We start from the raw sequence: 16,102 nt of genomic DNA, 5'->3' as shown, positions 1-16,102 counted from the left end.
CCGGTCCCTCCCCTGTGAGGACCGGTACCGAACGGCGCGTCCAGTTTGTGTGGCACTGGGCGTGATCCTGCCCGCTGAAGCGACCGCTGAGAAGGTTCCGGCTCCGGAACCAGGGCGTATCCACAGGTCAGCGAGCTAAGGTGAGTTTTCCGGTCCGGATGTCCACGTACTGGGGAAGTACTGGGTGCGGGGGAAGCAACCGAGTGCGGGGGAAGTAAGGAGTGGGCACCTTGAGTTCCGACTCAGGGGCACGTACAGCCTTCGCGGAACGTCTCGCGCTGCTGTACAAGGAAGCCGGCAACCCTCCCCTCAAGAAAGTGGCCGAGGCGGTCGTCCGGCTTCGGCGGGTCGACGAGCGAGGGCGGCCCGTACGGGTGTCCGTGCAGCGGATCAGTGACTGGCGGCGGGCCAAGAACGTGCCCGCGCAGTTCGCCGCCCTCGCGGCGGTGCTGCACGTCCTGATCCCCGAAGCCCGGCGCTTGCGGCCCGTACCGGTGGTCGCGGACCTGTACGACCTGGCCCAGTGGCAGCGCCTGTGGGAGCGAGCGGTCACCGGCCCGGCCGCCGCCGACCACGCCGTGGCGTCCACGCAGGGAGAGGAGCGCACCCCGGCCGAGGCCGCGGCCGTCCCCGGTGTGTGCCCGTACCGTGGGCTGGCTTCGTACCGCCAGCAGGACGCCCGGTGGTTCTTCGGCCGGGAGCGGAGCACGGCCGCCCTGGTCGCCCAACTCCGCGCGGCGGAAGAAGCGGAAGAAGCAGAGGAAGCGGAGGAATCGGAGGAATCACAAGGACCGGAGAAAGCCGGGAAATTCGATAGAGCAGAGGAAGCAGGGAAAGCGGAGAAAGCAGGCAGGGGAGAAGCCGGCACGACGGGCGGCCTGGTCATGCTCGTCGGCGCTTCCGGGGCGGGAAAGTCGTCCCTGCTGCACGCCGGCCTGGTGCCCGCGGTGGAGAAGGGCGCGCTGGGCGACGGGAACAGCCAGAAGGGGGAAGCCCGCAAAAGGGAAGTACTACAACTCGTACCGGGAGGCGATCCGCTCGCGGAGCTGACCCGCCGGATTCCCGAGCTAGCGGCCGTCCTCTCCGCCGCGAAGGGGGCGGCGGAGCAGGTGGCGGCAGCACAGGCACGGGTGGCGGCAGCACAGGCACGGGTGGCGGCAGCACAGGCACCGACAGCCGTGGACCCGAGAGCGACGGAAAAGACGGAAAAGGGGCCCGGCACCCCACACTTCGCGCAGGCGGTCCGGGAGGCCGTCACAGCATGGGCGCGACGAGAGACACCCTCCGCGCCCCGCCCGGTCGTGGTGGTGGATCAGTTCGAGGAGGCGTTCACCCTCTGCTCCGACGAGACGGCCCGGCGCACGTTCGTCCAGATCCTCCATGCCGCATGCACACCCGCCGTCCCCGCCAGCCCCGGCGACCCCGGCGACCCCGGCGACCCCGGCGACCCCGGCGGCCCCGGCGGCCCATCTCCAGCCAACGCCCCCGGCCCCGCCCCCGCCCTGGTCATCATCGGCATACGCGCCGACTTCTACGAACACTGCCTCGGGTACCCCGAACTCGCCGACGCGCTCCAGCACCGCCACATGGTGCTCGGCCCGCTGACCGCCACGGAGCTGCGCGAGGCGGTGACCGGCCCGGCCAAGGCCGTGGGCCTCGAACTCGAACCGGGACTGGCGGAACTGATCGTCCGGGAGGTGAGCGCCGACGGCCACGGCGGTGCGCACCACGCGGGGGTGCTGCCGCTCCTCTCCCACGCCCTGCTCGCCACCTGGCAGCGCCGGAAGGCGGGACGGCTGACGCTGTCCGGCTACCGCGCGGCGGGCGGAATCCAGGGGGCGGTGGCGGCGACCGCCGAGCGGGCCTGGTCCGGTCTCGACCCGACGGCCCGTACGGCCGCGCGGCTGCTCCTCCTCAGGCTGGTCCGGCTGGGCGAGGACACCCAGGCCACCCGTAGGCGGGGGACGCGGCGCCAACTGGCGGCCGAGTCGACAGACCCGGACAAGACGGAGGAATCACTCGAAGCCCTGGTCCACGCCCGGTTGGTGACGCTCGACGCGGAGGCCGTCGAGATCACTCATGAGGCGCTGCTCCACGCCTGGCCGCGCCTGCGCGACTGGATCGACGAGGACCGGAACGGCAATCTGCTGCGCCAGCGGCTGGAGGAGGACGGCCGGGCCTGGGAGACCTCGGACCGCGACCCGTCCCTCCTCTACCGGGGTTCCCGCCTGGACCAGGCCCGCACGTGGGCGGAGTCCGCCGGTGACACCCTCCTGACCCGCAGCGCGGTGGAGTTCCTGGCCGCTTCGGCCAGACTCCGCAAGCGCTCGGTCCGGCTCCGGCGGGGTGCGGTGGCGGCGCTGGTCGTCATGGCGCTGCTGGCCGTCGGTTCCGCGGTGGTCGCGTGGCAGCAGCGGGACGACACCGTCTTCCAGCAGGTGCTCTCCGAAGCCGATCGCGCCCAGTACACGGACCCGTCGCTGTCGGCCCAGCTCGACCTGGTGGCCCACCGCCTGCGGCCGGGCGACGAGGGCGCGAAGAACCGCTTGATCTCGATCGTGAACGCGCCCCTGGCCACACCGCTCCGGGGCCACACCGGCGCCGTCTACCTCACCTCGTTCAGCCCGGACGGACGAGTCCTGGCCACCGCCAGCTACGACCGGACCGTCCGCCTGTGGGACGTGGCGGACCCGACCCGGCCCAAACCCCTGGGCACCCCCCTCACCGGCCACACGAGCTGGGTGAGCACCGCCGTCTTCAGCCCGGACGGGCGCACCCTCGCCAGCGCCTCGGACGACGGCACGATCCGGCTCTGGGACGTACGCGATCCCCGCCACCCGCGGCCGCTCGGGGCTCCCCTGACCGGCCATCACGGCGCGGTCTACCTGCTCTCCTTCAGCCCGGACGGAGCGGCGCTGGCCTCCGCCGGCGACGATCGCACCGTCCGCCTGTGGGACGTACGCGACCCGCGCCGGCCGGCCGCGCGCGGCGCCCTGACCGGCCACACCGACGCCGTACGCTCGGTGGACTTCAGCCCCGACGGGCGGACGCTGGCAGCCGGCGGCGACGACCACACCATCCGGCTCTGGGACCTGACCGACCGGAGCCGCCCCACCCCCCTCGACACCGTCCTGACCGGCCACACGAGCACCGTGCACTCCGTCGCCTTCAGCCCCGACGGACGCACGCTCGCCAGCGGCAGCTCGGACAACACCATCCGGTTCTGGAACGTGGCCACCCCGCGGGACGCGGCGCCGCTCGGCCCGCCGCTCACCGGCCATACCGGCCCCGTGTGGTCGGTGGCCTTCAGCCCCGACGGCAGCATGCTCGCCGCCGGCAGCGCGGACAGCACGGCGAGCCTGTGGAACGTCAGCGATCCGGCCTACCCGTCGCAGGTCGGCGAGCCCCTCGCGGGCAGCAGCGGCGAGATGTTCGCCGTGGGCTTCAGCCCCGACGGCCGGACGCTCGCCACCGGGACCGGTGACAGCAAGATCCGCCTGTGGTCGATCCCGACGTCGAACATGGTCGGCCGGGTAGGGGCGTTCCGCCCGGACGGCCGGGTGCTCGCCACGGCCGCCCTCGACGGACGCGTCCGGCTGTGGGACGTGACGGATCCCGAGCAGCCCGCACCGATGGGCCGGCCGTTCATGCCCGGGGACGGCGGCCAGCGCGCGCAGGTGTTCTCCCCCGACGGACGCACCCTCGCCGTACTGACGGGAAACCGCGAGGTGCACCTGTGGAACGTCACCGACCCGGCCCAGCCCGTCTCCTACGGACCACCCCTCCGCCTCCGGACCCGGTTCATGGGAGCCGACGCACTCGCGTACAGCCCGGACGGACACACGCTGGCGACCGCCTACGACGACCGCACCATTCAGCTGTGGGACGTCACCGACCCCGCCCACGCCGTTCCGCTCGGCGCACCCCTCACCGGCCACAAGGGCTACGTCAACTCCCTGGTCTTCAGCCCGGACGGGCGCACGCTCGCCAGCGGCAGCGCCGACGCCACCATCCGGTTCTGGAACACCACCGACCCACGCCGCACCGTCCGGCTCGGCGCGCCGCTCACGGAGCACCTGGGCCCCGTCAACACGCTCGCCTACAGCCCGGACGGCCGCACCCTGGCCAGCGGCAGCGAGGACAACACCGTCCGCCTCTGGAACACGGCCGGCCTCAAGGATTCCAAGGAATCCAAGCCGACCCGGCTGGGTGCCCCGCTCACCGGCCACACCCAGGCGGTCGTGTCGCTGACATTCAGCGACGACGGCCACACCCTGGCGAGCGGCGGCGACGACAGCACGGTCCGATTCTGGAACGTCACGGTCCCGTCCCGGGCCGCCGCGATCGGCCAATCGACCAGTCCCAACGCCAAAACGGGCAACTTCCTCTCCTTCAGCCCCGAAAGCCACCTGCTCGGAGTGTCGAGCGGCGCCGGCACCGTCCGGCTGTGGAACCTGGACGCCGACACCGCGATCCGCCGCATCTGCTCAACCACCCGAGGGGTCCTGACACCCGAGAAATGGCACGAGTACCTGCCCCATCTCCCGTACGAACCGCCATGCGGCACGTAACGGCCTACGCCCGCACCGGAAACATCCGGAAACATTACGTGACTCCGATCACAACTCCTGGTTCCAATCTGGCAGTTGGCTCCCACCTGACCGTCAGCCTTGATAGGCTTGGGTCCAGCCCGATCGCTGGTGCATCCCCCGTCGCCAGCGATCGGGCACTTTTGTTCTCTACTCAACCGTTCTCTGCTCAACCTTTGTTCGCTCAACTTTCGCTCTTTGCAAAGAAACTGCTCCCGGCTCAGAAAATGAACGAAATCCGCCATGACCTGCATGAGCTGCATGAGCTGCGTGAGCGGCATGACCTGCATGAGATGCACGAGCCGCACGAGCCGCACGAGCTGAGGTTCACCACTCCCCCGGAAAGGTGGTGAGTGCCGTGCGCCGGCGCATCATCATCATCACCGCCGTCCACGCGCCCTCCGCGCACTTCCTGGCGGAGGCCTACACGTCGCTCTGCCACCAAGAACTCCCGGACGGCTGGGACTGGCACTGGCTCATCCAGGAAGACGGAACCACCGACGCCGTCGCGCCCCACGTCCCCGATGACGACCGCGTGACCTTCCGCCAGGGCCGACCCGGCGGCCCCGGCGTCGCCCGCACCCTCGCCCTCGCCCACGCCGACGGCGAGTACGTAAAAGTCCTGGACGCCGACGACCAGCTCACGCCCGGCACACTCGCCCGCGACCTGGCCGCCCTCGAAGCCGACCCGAGCATCGGCTGGGCGACCTCCCGGGCCCTCGACCTCCTGCCCGACGGCACCACCACCGGCTTCCCCGGCGACCCCGCCCCGGGCCCGATCGAGCGCGGAACCGTCCTCGACTCCTGGAAGACGAACGACTTCCGCGCCCCGGTCCACCCAGCGACCCTCTTCATCCGCCGCGACCTGCTCCTCGCCCTCGGCGGCTGGATGGCCCTCCCGGCCTCCGAAGACACCGGACTGCTCCTCGCCCTCAACGCCACCAGCCGCGGCTGGTTCTCCCCCGAGGTCGGCCTCCTCTACCGCAAATGGCCCGGCCAGGCCACCGGCCAGCCCTCCCACACCGACACCACCGAACACACCGCCCGCATGACCATCGCCGAGGCCCGCGCCCGCCAGCTCGCCCACCTCAACTGGCGCTACCCAGCCGCCGATTGAGTCACTATCCGACGACTACTGAGGACTACTGACGACGCCCCCGTCCACCCCGACCGCCCCGTCCGCCCCGTCCGCCCTGTCCACTCCGTCCGACGGACTTCGCGCGGTGCAAAACTGCCGCCATGACTATGCACCTCATCTCCGTCATCGGCAGCAGCCCCGGTGTCGGCAAGTCCACCCTGTGCCGTGCGGTGGCCGAGTGGCTCACCCGCGTCGGCGCATCGGTCGACCACTTCGAGGAGGCCGACATTCTCACGCGGCCGGCCTTCCAGCCCGTTGCGGAGGAGTTCGCCGGTGGGGCCGGAACCGTTCGGCCCGCGACACTGGTTGAGTGCACTCGCGCCTACGTCGCGGAGTCAATCACGGCGGGCAAGGACTACTTGATAACCGATGCCCTTCTGCCCTTTATTCCGTCTCTTGTGGCATGGGGCCACGACGAGAAAACTCTCGTACGCGTCATGGGAGAACTGGCCCGGGCCGTGGAGCCGGCCCAGGTCACCGTGGTGTACGTCCACGACAATCCGGAATCCGCACTGCGGCGCGCAGTCGAGCGAGAAGGCGATGCCTGGGAAGACTGGTACGTACGGAAACTTGCCGGCTCGCCTGGCACCCGAGCTGTTCACGACCTCTCGTCGGCCGCCGCCCATCTCCGCTCCGAGGCCGAACTGACCAGTCGTCTCCTCAAACAGACCCCCTGGCACGTTCTGAGCGTGGATGTGGAAACACTCAACGCGCAGGAGACATACGCCCACACCCAGCGCCACCTGATAGAGGTGCTGAAGTTGTCAGAACGCCCTTCAACGTAGCAGTCACCGTAGCCGCAGGGCCCCCGCCGAATGGTGGCGGTGGCCGTGCGGCTGGGGTGCCGGAATTCTCAGGCGGAGAACTCTCCGCCCTTGACGGCGGCGACGAACGACGACCAGCCGTCCGCCGCGAAGACCAACGCCGGACCGTGCGGGGCCTTGCTGTCTCGAACCGGGACCATCCCGGGGAAGTCGTCGGCGACCTCAATGCAGTTGCCACCATTGTTGCTGTAGGACGACTTGAACCAGCTAGCGCCCTCCAGATGCAATGCCATCGCCGTGGCAGGGTGAGTCTTCATTCTGTGGTCTCTCTCGATAGTTGGTGCAGAAATTTCGGGGTGTCACTGGGAGGCAGCGCGGCAGCGACCATGGCGTCGAACATGCGGGAGAACCGCCCGACGTCGCGCGGTTTATCTGTGACAGCGACGGTGCTCCATGCCGTGTCCGTCTGGACTGTGGTCGGCAGACCGTCACCGAGAATCATGATGTTGACATCGTGGAAAGCAACGTAACCACTTCCCGCCCGAGGGAGAACTTGTATGGTCACGTTCTCTCGGGCGGCCCATTCGGCCAGGGCGGCATACTGCTCCCGCATGACGTCTGGCCCTCCAATGGGGTAGCGGAGGGCTGGCTCGTACAAGACAGCCCACACTTTTTGGGGGTCGTCGTCGCGTGTCATGCCCTCCTTTCTCTTCATGCGGATCTGCACGCTTTGCTGCCCGAACTCCGTGGTCGTCTCGTCGATGGGCTTGTGAAGGTCGTGCACAGCTTGCGCATACGCCTCGGTCTGGAGCAGCCCAGGAACGGCGGTCGGATGAAACATACGGATTTCCCTGGCCGCGGACTCGACGCCAAGGAATCGGGGCATGCCCGACAGCATGGTGGTCCCGATCCCCGTCCACCATTCGCGGCTGGCCCCCTCCCGCTGGAGAGCCACCAGCCTGTCCACTTGCTCTTCATCGGTGATGCCATAGCGCTCCAACAGCTCTCGCAGGTGCCCCGCCTGTCGAAAGGACTTCCAACCAGTCTCGACGCGCTGAAGCGTGCTCTCGTCGAAGGGCATGCCCTCTACTGACTCCGCGATCGTCAGACCGGCCGCCCTGCGGAGCTGGCGTAGTTCGTGTCCGAGTCCGATCCGCCTGGCGGTTGGCTGTGGTCGTGCGGCCATGCGCTCTCCATTCTGACGCAGTCGTGCGCCACTGACTGCCTTGTGTTCAGCCTGGCATCCGTTGTGCGCGGAGCGGAAGCTATGCGCATGGCTTGGCATGTGCCACTTCCGATGCTGAGGCTGATTTCCAGCAGATTCTCTTGCGCCCAACTGTGCAACAGGACACGGTGGTTGAGCCACGGAAGCGCCATCTTCAGCACTAGACACGACGGCAGCGCCATGGCGAACGGGAAGGCCAGACGCACTGGCCGCAAGGACACCTGCCACGTAAGGACCCCCGCGACGGGCGAACGTCCGGGGGCGTGGCCCTCAACCCCTGGGAGGTTGACGACATGCGCAAACATAGCGCGTGGGTCTTCGAATCTCTGTTGCGTGCGCTACTGGTGGTGGGCTGATGCCCCGCAACTGCCGCCCCGTACACCTGAAGGAACCGGCGACTGGGCCGGATCCCCAGCCATTTGCCGGGTGCGACGTGTGCGACGCCCTTGCCCGGCAGCGTGCGAAAGCCAACGCCGTAGGAGACAAGTCCAAGGCGACCGACTGCACCATCGAAATCCGCAACCACCCCCACCCCAAGGGAGTGGGCTGATGGTGACCAAGGCGCGCGCAGCCGCCCAGGCCGGCACGTGGAAACGGCTGCGCTACCGGGCCGAGCAAGCGTGGAACCGTCACGTGAGATACCGGGAGTTGTACCGGCAGCTTGATCGTATGCGGGCGGAGATCCAGGACCGTACCGCGTGGGTGGATGAGCTGACCGAGGAGGACCTCGCGGAGATGCTGCATGGTCTCACCGAGTGCATCGACGCCATGGGGGAGGCAACGGGCAGCGACGGCCCGGGCCGTATGGCGGACACGTCATGAGGGCGCGCTACCGATTCGCCGAGTGGACCCTGACAGTCATACCGGGCATGGCACTGCGCTACGTCGGCAAGTGTCTGACATGTGCGGAACACTCCGTCGACACCGCCGACGCGGACGACGGGCAGGTGTGGTGTCTGAGGCACGCACGCGGGCGCCACCGGCCACGCCAGCTATGAGATGGCGGCGTTCCAGTTCTTCGACGCCACCCTGACTGACCCGGCGGCGGGCGGTATCCCGCAAGGGTGATCAGGGCCGACCGCCACAAGTTCCCGTCCCTGCCGCCCTGGCACGTTCGGCCGGCAGGGACGGGGTTCCATCGCAAGACTCCGACCGACCTACGAGAGGAAAGACACGCGATGTTCAACCATGCAGACCGATTCCCCACCGGCAGCCCCCTGCCGCAAGGCCACCTGACCCCGGCCCCCTGGGCACTGCGGCGACTCGCCCCGTACCCGTCTGTCGAGGTGCCGTCGTATACCCGAGTCGAGCTGGACGCCGCCACGCAGACCGCCTGCTACCTCGACGCCCAGGGGACGGTCGTCATGGCGCCCGGTCATGGCACCTCGTCCGGCACCAACCCTCCCACCGGCACCACCGGCCAGGGTGACCGCAACAGCGACTCGCCCGACAGCGACACGGGGAACGACGCCGACCAGTGACCACCGATCCCCGCCCGGTACTGGTCGTCACGAACCTTGACGACCCAACCGCGGATCTTGTGATTGCCGAGCTGCACGGCCGGGGTGTCCCGGTCGTGCGGCTCGACTCCGGAGACTTCCCCGCGACCCTGTCGTGCTCCGCCTACATCGGCGGAGACTCGGCACAGTGGGGCGGAAGCGTGGCGACCCCGACCCGCATCGCCGACCTCGGCAACGTACGCGCCCTTTACTACCGGCGCCCCTCCGGGTTCGCCTTCCCGCACCTCGACCCACAAGACGCGAGGTTCGCCGCCGTCCAAGCTCGGTACGGACTCGGCGGCGTCCTCGCGTCTCTGCCCCATTGCCTGTACGTCAACCACCCCAACCACATCGGCGACGCCGAATACAAACCCGCCGGCCTCGCCGCCGCGGCAGCGTGCGGCTTCACCCTGCCGCCCACTCTGATCACGAACCGCCCCGACGACGCCCGAGCCTTCATCAAGAAACACGGGCCGGTCATCTTCAAACCGCTGTCCGTGCCGCTCTACCTCGTCGACGGCACCTCGCAGACGGTGCCTGTCGAGGAAGTCGACGCCGACGAGATCGACGACAGCATCGCCGGCACCATGCACCTGTTTCAGGCACGCGTCGACAAAGTCGCCGACATCCGCGTGACCGTGATCGGCGACCGCATATTCGCAGTGCGCATCGACTCCGGCCTACTCGACTGGCGCACCGACTACAGCACCCACGCCTACACCCCCGTCACACCACCGCCGGACGTCGAACGCGCCCTGCTGGCCTATCTGCTGCACTTCGGGCTCGTCTTCGGCGCATTCGACTTCACCCTGTCCGCATCCGGCGAGTGGACATTCATCGAGTGCAACCCGTCAGGACAGTGGGCATGGCTGGAGCCACCGACCGGCCTACCCATGACCGCGGCCCTCGCCGATCTCTTGGAACGAGGCACCCATGACCGACCCTGACATCGACCTCGCTGCCGCCAAGCTACGGCAGCAGCTCGCCGACCACCTCGCCGCCGGCGGTTGGCTGCGCTCCCCCACATGGCGCGCCGCCGTCGAGGCCATCCCCCGGCATGTCTTCGTCCCCCGCTTCTACGCGGAGACCGACGCCCCCGGACTGACCACGTGGAAACCCGTCACGCCTCAGCTCGTCGGCGTCGACAAGTGGCTGCGGCAGGCATACGCCGACGAGACCCTGATCACGCAGTTTGGCGGGCGGGAAATCGACTGGGCCGATCCGCAGCCCATCAGCAACGCGCGCCCGACATCGTCCTCGACGCTCCCCGCCCTGGTCGTGCGGATGCTGGAAGACCTCGACGTGAATGAGGACACGACCGTGCTGGAAATCGGGACCGGCACCGGGTACTCGACCGCACTGCTGTGCCACCGCCTCGGCGCCCATCGCGTCACATCCATCGAGACCGATCCCGCCGTCGCTGCCCGCGCCCGAGGGCATCTCGCCCATTGTGGATACCGCCCCAGACTGCTGACCTGCGACGGCCTACTCGGCTACCCCGAGGCCGGACCGTACGACCGCGTGATCGCCACCATGGGCGTGCGCAGCATCCCCTCGGCATGGATCAAGCAGACCCGCCCCGGCGGGCTCATCGTGGCCACCCTCCGCGGCTGGATGCGGTCCCTCGGGCTCGTCCGACTCACCGTCGACGACAACGGCACCGCACAAGGGCACTTCCTCTCCGGCGATCCGAGTTTCATGATCGCCCGACAGCAGGATGCCCCCGAAAGCCTCGGCATGATCCCCGCCCCGGACGAGGGCGAGACCCGCGCCACCGCACACGGCCCCGAGCTGCTGACGATGGCCGACAGTGGGTTCGTGGCGCAGCTCGCCATGCCGAATGCCCGCTTCTTCTCGATGCCGGCGGATGACGGCACCGTGAGCACGTACGTGCTCGACGCCACGAACGACGCGTTCGCCACCCTCACACCCTCGGGCGACGAGTGGACCGTACGGCAGGGCGGACCGGTCAACCTGTGGGACGACGTCGAGCGATCCCTCGCACTCTGGCAGGCAGCGGACTCGCCCGCCCCGTCCGAGTTCGGCGTCACCGTCACCCCCGACGCACAACGGGTATGGCTCGGCTCATCCGACGGGCCAAGTTGGCACCTGCCTGGGTGAGCCATGCACTGACGGTCGCGGTAACACGGCGGCGCCCCCGCCGGGTTCTCTGACGCTGTTGGCCGTTCCAACTCCGCACGTAGGGCAGGGCCACCGACGAAATGCGTCGCTGCAGGGTGACGGTAAGGCGCAGGCAGTGCGTCAGCTACCGGTCCGTTGGCCCGGTTGTTCTCGCGCATATCGGGTAGGCGAGCCGGTTCGCCCACCCCGCCCCCACACACCACCGGACATGCGGGCCCGCATCCGGCGGGTCTCAGAGGGACAAGAAGGTCTCGGTGAATACCCGACAAAGGCGGTGCGGAGAATGTCGGGTGAGGAGGATCGGTGCCGACGCACGATGGGGGCATGGATGACACGACCTTGGTATCCCGCTTCCTCCGCGACGGCTTCGTGAAGTTGGAGGGCGCCGTCGCACCGCGCGTGGCCGCGGACTGCGCGCGGCTGCTGTGGCGAGAGACGAGCTGCGACCCGGACGATCCGGCGACCTGGACGCAGCCCGTGCACTGGGTGGCCGGCATGGCGCAGGGGCCGTTCGCCGCCGCACCCAACTCCCCCTCCCTGCATCACGCGTACGACCTCCTCGTCGGGGCGGGACGCTGGGAGCCGCGCTACTCGCTGGGCACGTTCCCGCTGCGTTTCCCGCACGAGGAGGAGCCGGACGACGCGGGCTGGCACATCGAGGGGAGCTACCTTCCGGAGGGCGAGAGCTGGTACTTCACCAATCTGCGCTCCCGGGGCCGGGCCTTGCTGATGCTGTTCCTGTTCAGCGAGGTCGGTGAGGAGGACGCCCCGACCCGGATCCGGGTCGGCTCACACCTCGACGTGCCGAAGGTGCTGGAGAAGTACGGGGAGGACGGGGCGAGCGGGCTGGCCCTTGCGCCCGACCTGGTGGCGGCGTCCGACCACCGGCCAGTCGCCCTCGCCACCGGGGCCCCGGGCGACGTCTTCCTGTGCCATCCGTTCCTGGTGCACGCGGCACAACCGCACCATGGGGTGCGGCCGCGCTTCATGGCCCAGCCACCGCTGATGCCGGCCGCACCGTACGAACTGGAGCGCGCCGACGGCGCCTACTCCCCCGTGGAGATCGCGATCCGTCGGGGCCTGGGACAGGACGCCCCGGTCACCAGCCTTCGCGAGAAGCGCTCAACCTGAGCACTGCGATAGGCAGCGAGAAGACTGTCCGCGCTGTCACCCTCGGAGAGAGCCATACCGACAGTTGACCTCGCCGAGCTCCTCAGCGCGACACAAGGAAGTGGACCTCACGGGGCCTGACCTCCAGGTCGCTCAAGCCGTCGGGGGTCGCACCCATCTCGCGGGCGACGTCGGACGCCGCCCGGAATGCCTCCTCGGACTCGAACGTGCCGGTGGTGACGACGGCCTCGCCGTCCGGCGTGACCCAGACCCCGACGGAGAGAAAGCCCGGCTGCCGCCGCGCCGCCTCGGCGACCTGGTGGCACTCGCCGACGAACTCCTCGACGTGCTCGGCGGCCGGGTAGTGGAAGGCAACGAAACCGAATGACATGACGTGTCCCCTCTCGGGTTATACGATGCCGTACAAGGTGAGGCTAGACCTGTTGTACGTAGCCGTACAACAGGTCTGACTGGGTGAGGTGGGCCACAGATGGGCGCATTGCGCACCCCGCGCGAGAAGTGGGTCGAAGAGGGACTTCGGGTGCTGGCCGCGGGCGGAGTGGAGGCGGTGCGGGTCGAGGCGCTCGCCAAGGCGCTGGGGGTGACCAAGGGGGGCTTCTACGGGTACTTCGCCGACCGTGACGCTCTGCTGGCCGAGATGCTGGACACCTGGGAGCGCGAGAGCGTGGACGCCGTAGTGGACCGGGTCGAGCGGGAGGGCGGCGACGCACGGAACAAGGTCCGCCTGGCCGGGCGGCTCACCTTCTCCAGCGATCGCCTGCTGCCCATCGATCTGGCCATCCGCGAATGGGCCCGCCGTGACCACGCCGTCGCAGAGCGACTGCGCCGCGTGGACAACAAGCGCATTCAGCTGGCCCGCGACGCGATCGGCACTTTCTGCGCCGACCCCGACGAGGTCGAGGCTCGCGCCCTGCTCGCCTTCTGCGTGGCCATCGGCAGTCACTTCCTCGCCGCCGACCACCCCGGCCGCACCCGCGCCCCGGTCATCGCCCGCGCCGCCGACATCATCCTCGACGTCCCGCATGACGACCACGGCGCCTGATCCCTTATCCCTTCCCGGGCCCCTGTATCCCTTCCCGGGCCCCTTATCCCTTCCCGGGCTCCTGGCAGCCGCCGAGAACGCCGGGGGCATTCCCGGGGCCGGCATGAATTCCCGGACTCTGCCGAGTGCTTCATCTGACGATCGGCGCCAGATGAAGCACTCGGCAACAGTGAGCCACCTTGCCGACTCGCTCGCGGAATCGCGGTCAGCAACTGGTCATGGTGGTCTCAGTCCATGCGCTTGCCGTCGGCGAGACGGCCGTTGCCGGCACCGGCGTAGAACTGCGGAACGCCGTCACCGCGGATACCCACCACATCGGCCCTGCCGTCACCGTTGAAGTCCCCGCCCAGCAGTGCCTTACGGCTGCCCCAGGAGGTGTCCTTCCACAACGGCCTGTGCGTCCGCTCCAGCTCGCCCGGTCCCGAGCCGGGGTACAGGCGGAAGCTCCCGTCCTGGTGGATCCCGGCGAGATCGGTGTGACGCGTTTTCAGCAGCATGTTGCCCACCAGCGGGAGGTCGAAGTCCCCGGCGACCAGGTGCTTCATCCGCTTCCAGGAGGTGTCGTGCCACAGGGTGCGGCGCTCGGAGAAGGCGGCCAGGGTGCCGTCGGCCCGGGTGGGGTAGAAGTACAGCCCACCGTCCCGGGCGATGGCCACCAGGCCGTCCCGGCCGCTGCGGTCATCGCGCATGGCAGCGAAAGTCCGCACGTTCTTCCAGGAGTTGTCGGGCCAGATGCGGCCCCGCGCCTGTACGTGCCCCTCGCGGGTGCCGGTGTACCCGCGCAGCCGGCCATCGCGCTGCAGCCCGATCACATCGCCGATGCCGTCGCCGTTGAAGTCTCCACCGACGATCCGCCGCATCCCGCCCCAGGTCTTGTCGTGCCACAAGGCCCGGCCGTACTCCAAGGTGCCGTCCTTCTTGGCGTAGAAGGCGTGCAGGGAGCCGTCCTTGCGCACCGCCGCGATGTCGGTACGGCCGTCACCGTTGAAGTCCGCCGAGGTGACGAGATCGGTTACGTCGTCGAACAGGCGAGGCTTCGGCTTCGGCTTGGGCTCGGGGCCTGCCGCAGGCTTCGGCTGGGGGCCCGCCGCGGGCTTCGGCTCGGTGGGGGCCTTCTGCGGGCCTCGTACATCGAGGTAGTTGCGGTCGACGTGGATGGTGACGCCGCCGTGGGTCTCCTTGAGCGGCTTGTTGTTCTCGTCCGTGCCCTTGTACTGGTGGGCGCGCTGCCCGTCCCACTGGCCCCGGTCCAGACCCATCGACGCGTCGGAGACGTCGGCCTTGCCGTTCCAGTTGGCGGTCCAGATCACATCGGGCATCGTGTAACGGCCCTTGGCGAACTCGGACTTCAGGGCGCGGACGCCGGAGGAGGCGTTGACGTACGCGCCCGAGCGGTACCCCAGCTCGTGCAGGCGCTCGGTCCAGGCCGACAGGTACGCGCGCACCGGGCCGTCGAAGACGTTGCGGTCCTTGACGTCGTAGTTCTCGACGTCGTTGTACAGGGCGGCGCCCGGCCCCAGGCCGAGGCCCTTCGCGGCCTGCGCCGCGCCGTTCGCCGCCTCCCGGCCCTGGCGTGCGGCGCCGGCCTCGTCCTTGATCAGGCGGTTGGCGGGGTTCACCGCCCGGTGCCAGGGCTGCGGACCGACCCAGATCGGCATGAGGTGCCAGCCGTCCGCCGCCTGCTGGCGTATCCACTCCGCGGTGAGCTGGGGCTGTGCGCAGGCCCGTGCGCTGCCGCCGATGTAGACCCCCACCGCGCGGTACGGCGACGCCTTGCGCCACGCCTTCATCTGGGGCGCGCTCGGGGCCTGGCAGGCATCGAACCCTTCGCCCTGGTACGCCCCCGGCACCACCTGGGACGTGGGCGGCTTCGGCGGCGTGTACGGGGCCGGGGCCGGGGCCGGGGCCGCGCGCTTGCGGCGCTTGTTGGACGAGTCCCGGGTGGCGGACTCCAGTACGCCTTCGGCCACGGTGGCATCGTCCGCGTACGAGACGGTGGCCATCAGACCGAGCTCTTCGAGCGCATAGCGGATTTCGCCACTGGGGGCGTCGGGGCGCTCCTGCGGGAGTTCGGTGCCCGAGGACACCACCACCGTGGGGATGTCGGCGCGCTGCGCCGCGCCTGCCAGCGGCTCCAGGTGGACGGTCCCGGTCCGTTCGCCGACGGCGCCGCCCGTGCAGCGCGCCTGGTCACCGACGCGGCCGAGGTAGAGCGCGGCCCGGTCCAGGCGCAGGCACTCCTCGGGGGAGCGCTCCAGGTCGACGACCTGCCAGCCGTCGGGGACGGCCAGCTTCCAGCCGCCGTAGCTGACGGACCCGGCAGAACCGGACGAGCCCGGAGAGCCAGAAGAACCGGCGGAGGGCTCGTCCGCCGCTGCCGCGACGGGGGTGGCCAGGGAGAGGAGCGCGGCGGCGGCGACGGTTCCGCCGACGAGCCCGTTGAGCCGGGGGAGTTGACGGTGCGGGGGTATGAAGGAGGGCATGGGGAGATTGAAATGCGCATGCAGCGGAATTTCTGTGCACCAAAGCCCTTATCCGGTGGACTCTGGACTTGTACCGACGAAACGGAACA

At 69.4% G+C, this 16,102-nt stretch carries 14 protein-coding genes; 10 read left to right on the top strand and 4 right to left on the bottom strand.

The window, feature by feature from the left end:
- Window positions 1-221 precede the first annotated feature (221 nt).
- The 4 genes from ACFY12_RS24090 (at window position 222) to ACFY12_RS24075 (ending at window position 6,512) form a co-directional block, all read left to right on the top strand.
- Window positions 222-4,571, top strand: a complete 4,350-nt coding sequence (locus tag ACFY12_RS24090) for a hypothetical protein (protein WP_390717953.1) — start codon at window positions 222-224, stop codon at window positions 4,569-4,571.
- Window positions 4,572-4,609: 38 nt separating this feature from the next.
- Entirely contained in the window at window positions 4,610-4,942 is a 333-nt protein-coding gene (locus tag ACFY12_RS24085; protein WP_390717952.1) for a hypothetical protein, read from the top strand.
- Between the two features lie 5 nt (window positions 4,943-4,947).
- Window positions 4,948-5,706, top strand: coding sequence for a glycosyltransferase family 2 protein (locus ACFY12_RS24080; RefSeq protein ID WP_390717951.1), 759 nt, complete (start codon window positions 4,948-4,950; stop codon window positions 5,704-5,706).
- Between the two features lie 122 nt (window positions 5,707-5,828).
- The gene (locus ACFY12_RS24075) at window positions 5,829-6,512 is read left to right on the top strand and encodes a hypothetical protein (protein WP_390717950.1); all 684 of its coding nucleotides are present in this window, start codon (window positions 5,829-5,831) and stop codon (window positions 6,510-6,512) included.
- Between the two features lie 68 nt (window positions 6,513-6,580).
- On the opposite strand, the gene ACFY12_RS24070 is transcribed toward ACFY12_RS24075, so the two are convergent.
- Both ACFY12_RS24070 and ACFY12_RS24065 read right to left on the bottom strand, forming a co-directional pair.
- Window positions 6,581-6,808: a DUF397 domain-containing protein gene (locus ACFY12_RS24070; RefSeq protein WP_390717949.1), complete on the bottom strand. Its 228-nt coding sequence runs from the start codon at window positions 6,806-6,808 to the stop codon at window positions 6,581-6,583.
- On the bottom strand, window positions 6,805-7,677 hold the full coding sequence (locus ACFY12_RS24065) for a helix-turn-helix domain-containing protein (RefSeq protein ID WP_390717948.1): 873 nt from the start codon (window positions 7,675-7,677) through the stop codon (window positions 6,805-6,807). The genes ACFY12_RS24070 and ACFY12_RS24065 overlap by 4 nt, the downstream gene beginning before the upstream one ends.
- Window positions 7,678-8,265: 588 nt before the next feature.
- Here ACFY12_RS24065 and ACFY12_RS24060 point away from each other — a divergent pair.
- The 5 genes from ACFY12_RS24060 (at window position 8,266) to ACFY12_RS24040 (ending at window position 12,488) form a co-directional block, all read left to right on the top strand.
- Window positions 8,266-8,538 carry a hypothetical protein gene (locus ACFY12_RS24060; protein ID WP_390717947.1) on the top strand — a complete coding sequence of 91 codons (273 nt, stop codon included), beginning with the start codon at window positions 8,266-8,268 and terminating at the stop codon, window positions 8,536-8,538.
- A gap of 356 nt (window positions 8,539-8,894) precedes the next feature.
- Window positions 8,895-9,197, top strand: coding sequence for a putative ATP-grasp-modified RiPP (gene tgmA, locus ACFY12_RS24055; RefSeq protein ID WP_390717946.1), 303 nt, complete (start codon window positions 8,895-8,897; stop codon window positions 9,195-9,197).
- The gene (tgmB, locus tag ACFY12_RS24050; RefSeq protein ID WP_390717945.1) at window positions 9,194-10,162 is read left to right on the top strand and encodes an ATP-grasp ribosomal peptide maturase; all 969 of its coding nucleotides are present in this window, start codon (window positions 9,194-9,196) and stop codon (window positions 10,160-10,162) included. The genes tgmA and tgmB overlap by 4 nt, the downstream gene beginning before the upstream one ends.
- Window positions 10,149-11,336: an ATP-grasp peptide maturase system methyltransferase gene (tgmC, locus tag ACFY12_RS24045; protein WP_390717944.1), complete on the top strand. Its 1,188-nt coding sequence runs from the start codon at window positions 10,149-10,151 to the stop codon at window positions 11,334-11,336. Before tgmB ends, tgmC begins: the two co-directional genes overlap by 14 nt.
- 345 nt (window positions 11,337-11,681) lie before the next feature.
- Window positions 11,682-12,488 carry a phytanoyl-CoA dioxygenase family protein gene (locus ACFY12_RS24040; RefSeq protein WP_390717943.1) on the top strand — a complete coding sequence of 269 codons (807 nt, stop codon included), beginning with the start codon at window positions 11,682-11,684 and terminating at the stop codon, window positions 12,486-12,488.
- Window positions 12,489-12,570: 82 nt separating this feature from the next.
- Here the strand turns inward: ACFY12_RS24040 and ACFY12_RS24035 are convergent, their stop codons facing one another.
- Window positions 12,571-12,858, bottom strand: coding sequence for a putative quinol monooxygenase (locus ACFY12_RS24035; protein ID WP_390717942.1), 288 nt, complete (start codon window positions 12,856-12,858; stop codon window positions 12,571-12,573).
- Window positions 12,859-12,957: 99 nt separating this feature from the next.
- On the opposite strand from ACFY12_RS24035, the gene ACFY12_RS24030 reads away from it, so the two are divergent.
- Complete coding sequence (locus ACFY12_RS24030) at window positions 12,958-13,530, top strand: TetR/AcrR family transcriptional regulator (RefSeq protein ID WP_390717941.1); 573 nt, start codon at window positions 12,958-12,960, stop codon at window positions 13,528-13,530.
- 227 nt (window positions 13,531-13,757) lie between these two features.
- Here ACFY12_RS24030 and ACFY12_RS24025 read toward each other — a convergent pair whose 3' ends face one another.
- On the bottom strand, window positions 13,758-16,013 hold the full coding sequence (locus ACFY12_RS24025; RefSeq protein ID WP_390717940.1) for a glycoside hydrolase domain-containing protein: 2,256 nt from the start codon (window positions 16,011-16,013) through the stop codon (window positions 13,758-13,760).
- Window positions 16,014-16,102: the final 89 nt, after the last annotated feature.

This window comes from Streptomyces sp. NPDC001339, assembly GCF_042895955.1.
Lineage (GTDB): Bacteria > Actinomycetota > Actinomycetes > Streptomycetales > Streptomycetaceae > Streptomyces.
The sequence above is the reverse complement of the archived record's forward strand: the minus strand, read 5'-3'. Positions and strand labels throughout refer to the sequence as shown.

What these genes read in the sequence shown, in the direction of transcription:
- ACFY12_RS24060 (WP_390717947.1), top strand. Translation starts at nt 8,266, where the DNA reads ATGGTGACCAAGGCGCGCGCAGCCGCCCAGGCCGGCACGTGGAAACGG.
- ACFY12_RS24035 (WP_390717942.1), bottom strand. Translation starts at nt 12,858, where the DNA reads ATGTCATTCGGTTTCGTTGCCTTCCACTACCCGGCCGCCGAGCACGTC.
- ACFY12_RS24070 (WP_390717949.1), bottom strand. Translation starts at nt 6,808, where the DNA reads ATGAAGACTCACCCTGCCACGGCGATGGCATTGCATCTGGAGGGCGCT.
- ACFY12_RS24040 (WP_390717943.1), top strand. Translation starts at nt 11,682, where the DNA reads ATGGATGACACGACCTTGGTATCCCGCTTCCTCCGCGACGGCTTCGTG.
- tgmC (WP_390717944.1), top strand. Translation starts at nt 10,149, where the DNA reads ATGACCGACCCTGACATCGACCTCGCTGCCGCCAAGCTACGGCAGCAG.
- ACFY12_RS24025 (WP_390717940.1), bottom strand. Translation starts at nt 16,013, where the DNA reads ATGCCCTCCTTCATACCCCCGCACCGTCAACTCCCCCGGCTCAACGGG.
- ACFY12_RS24075 (WP_390717950.1), top strand. Translation starts at nt 5,829, where the DNA reads ATGACTATGCACCTCATCTCCGTCATCGGCAGCAGCCCCGGTGTCGGC.
- ACFY12_RS24065 (WP_390717948.1), bottom strand. Translation starts at nt 7,677, where the DNA reads ATGGCCGCACGACCACAGCCAACCGCCAGGCGGATCGGACTCGGACAC.
- tgmA (WP_390717946.1), top strand. Translation starts at nt 8,895, where the DNA reads ATGTTCAACCATGCAGACCGATTCCCCACCGGCAGCCCCCTGCCGCAA.
- ACFY12_RS24030 (WP_390717941.1), top strand. Translation starts at nt 12,958, where the DNA reads ATGGGCGCATTGCGCACCCCGCGCGAGAAGTGGGTCGAAGAGGGACTT.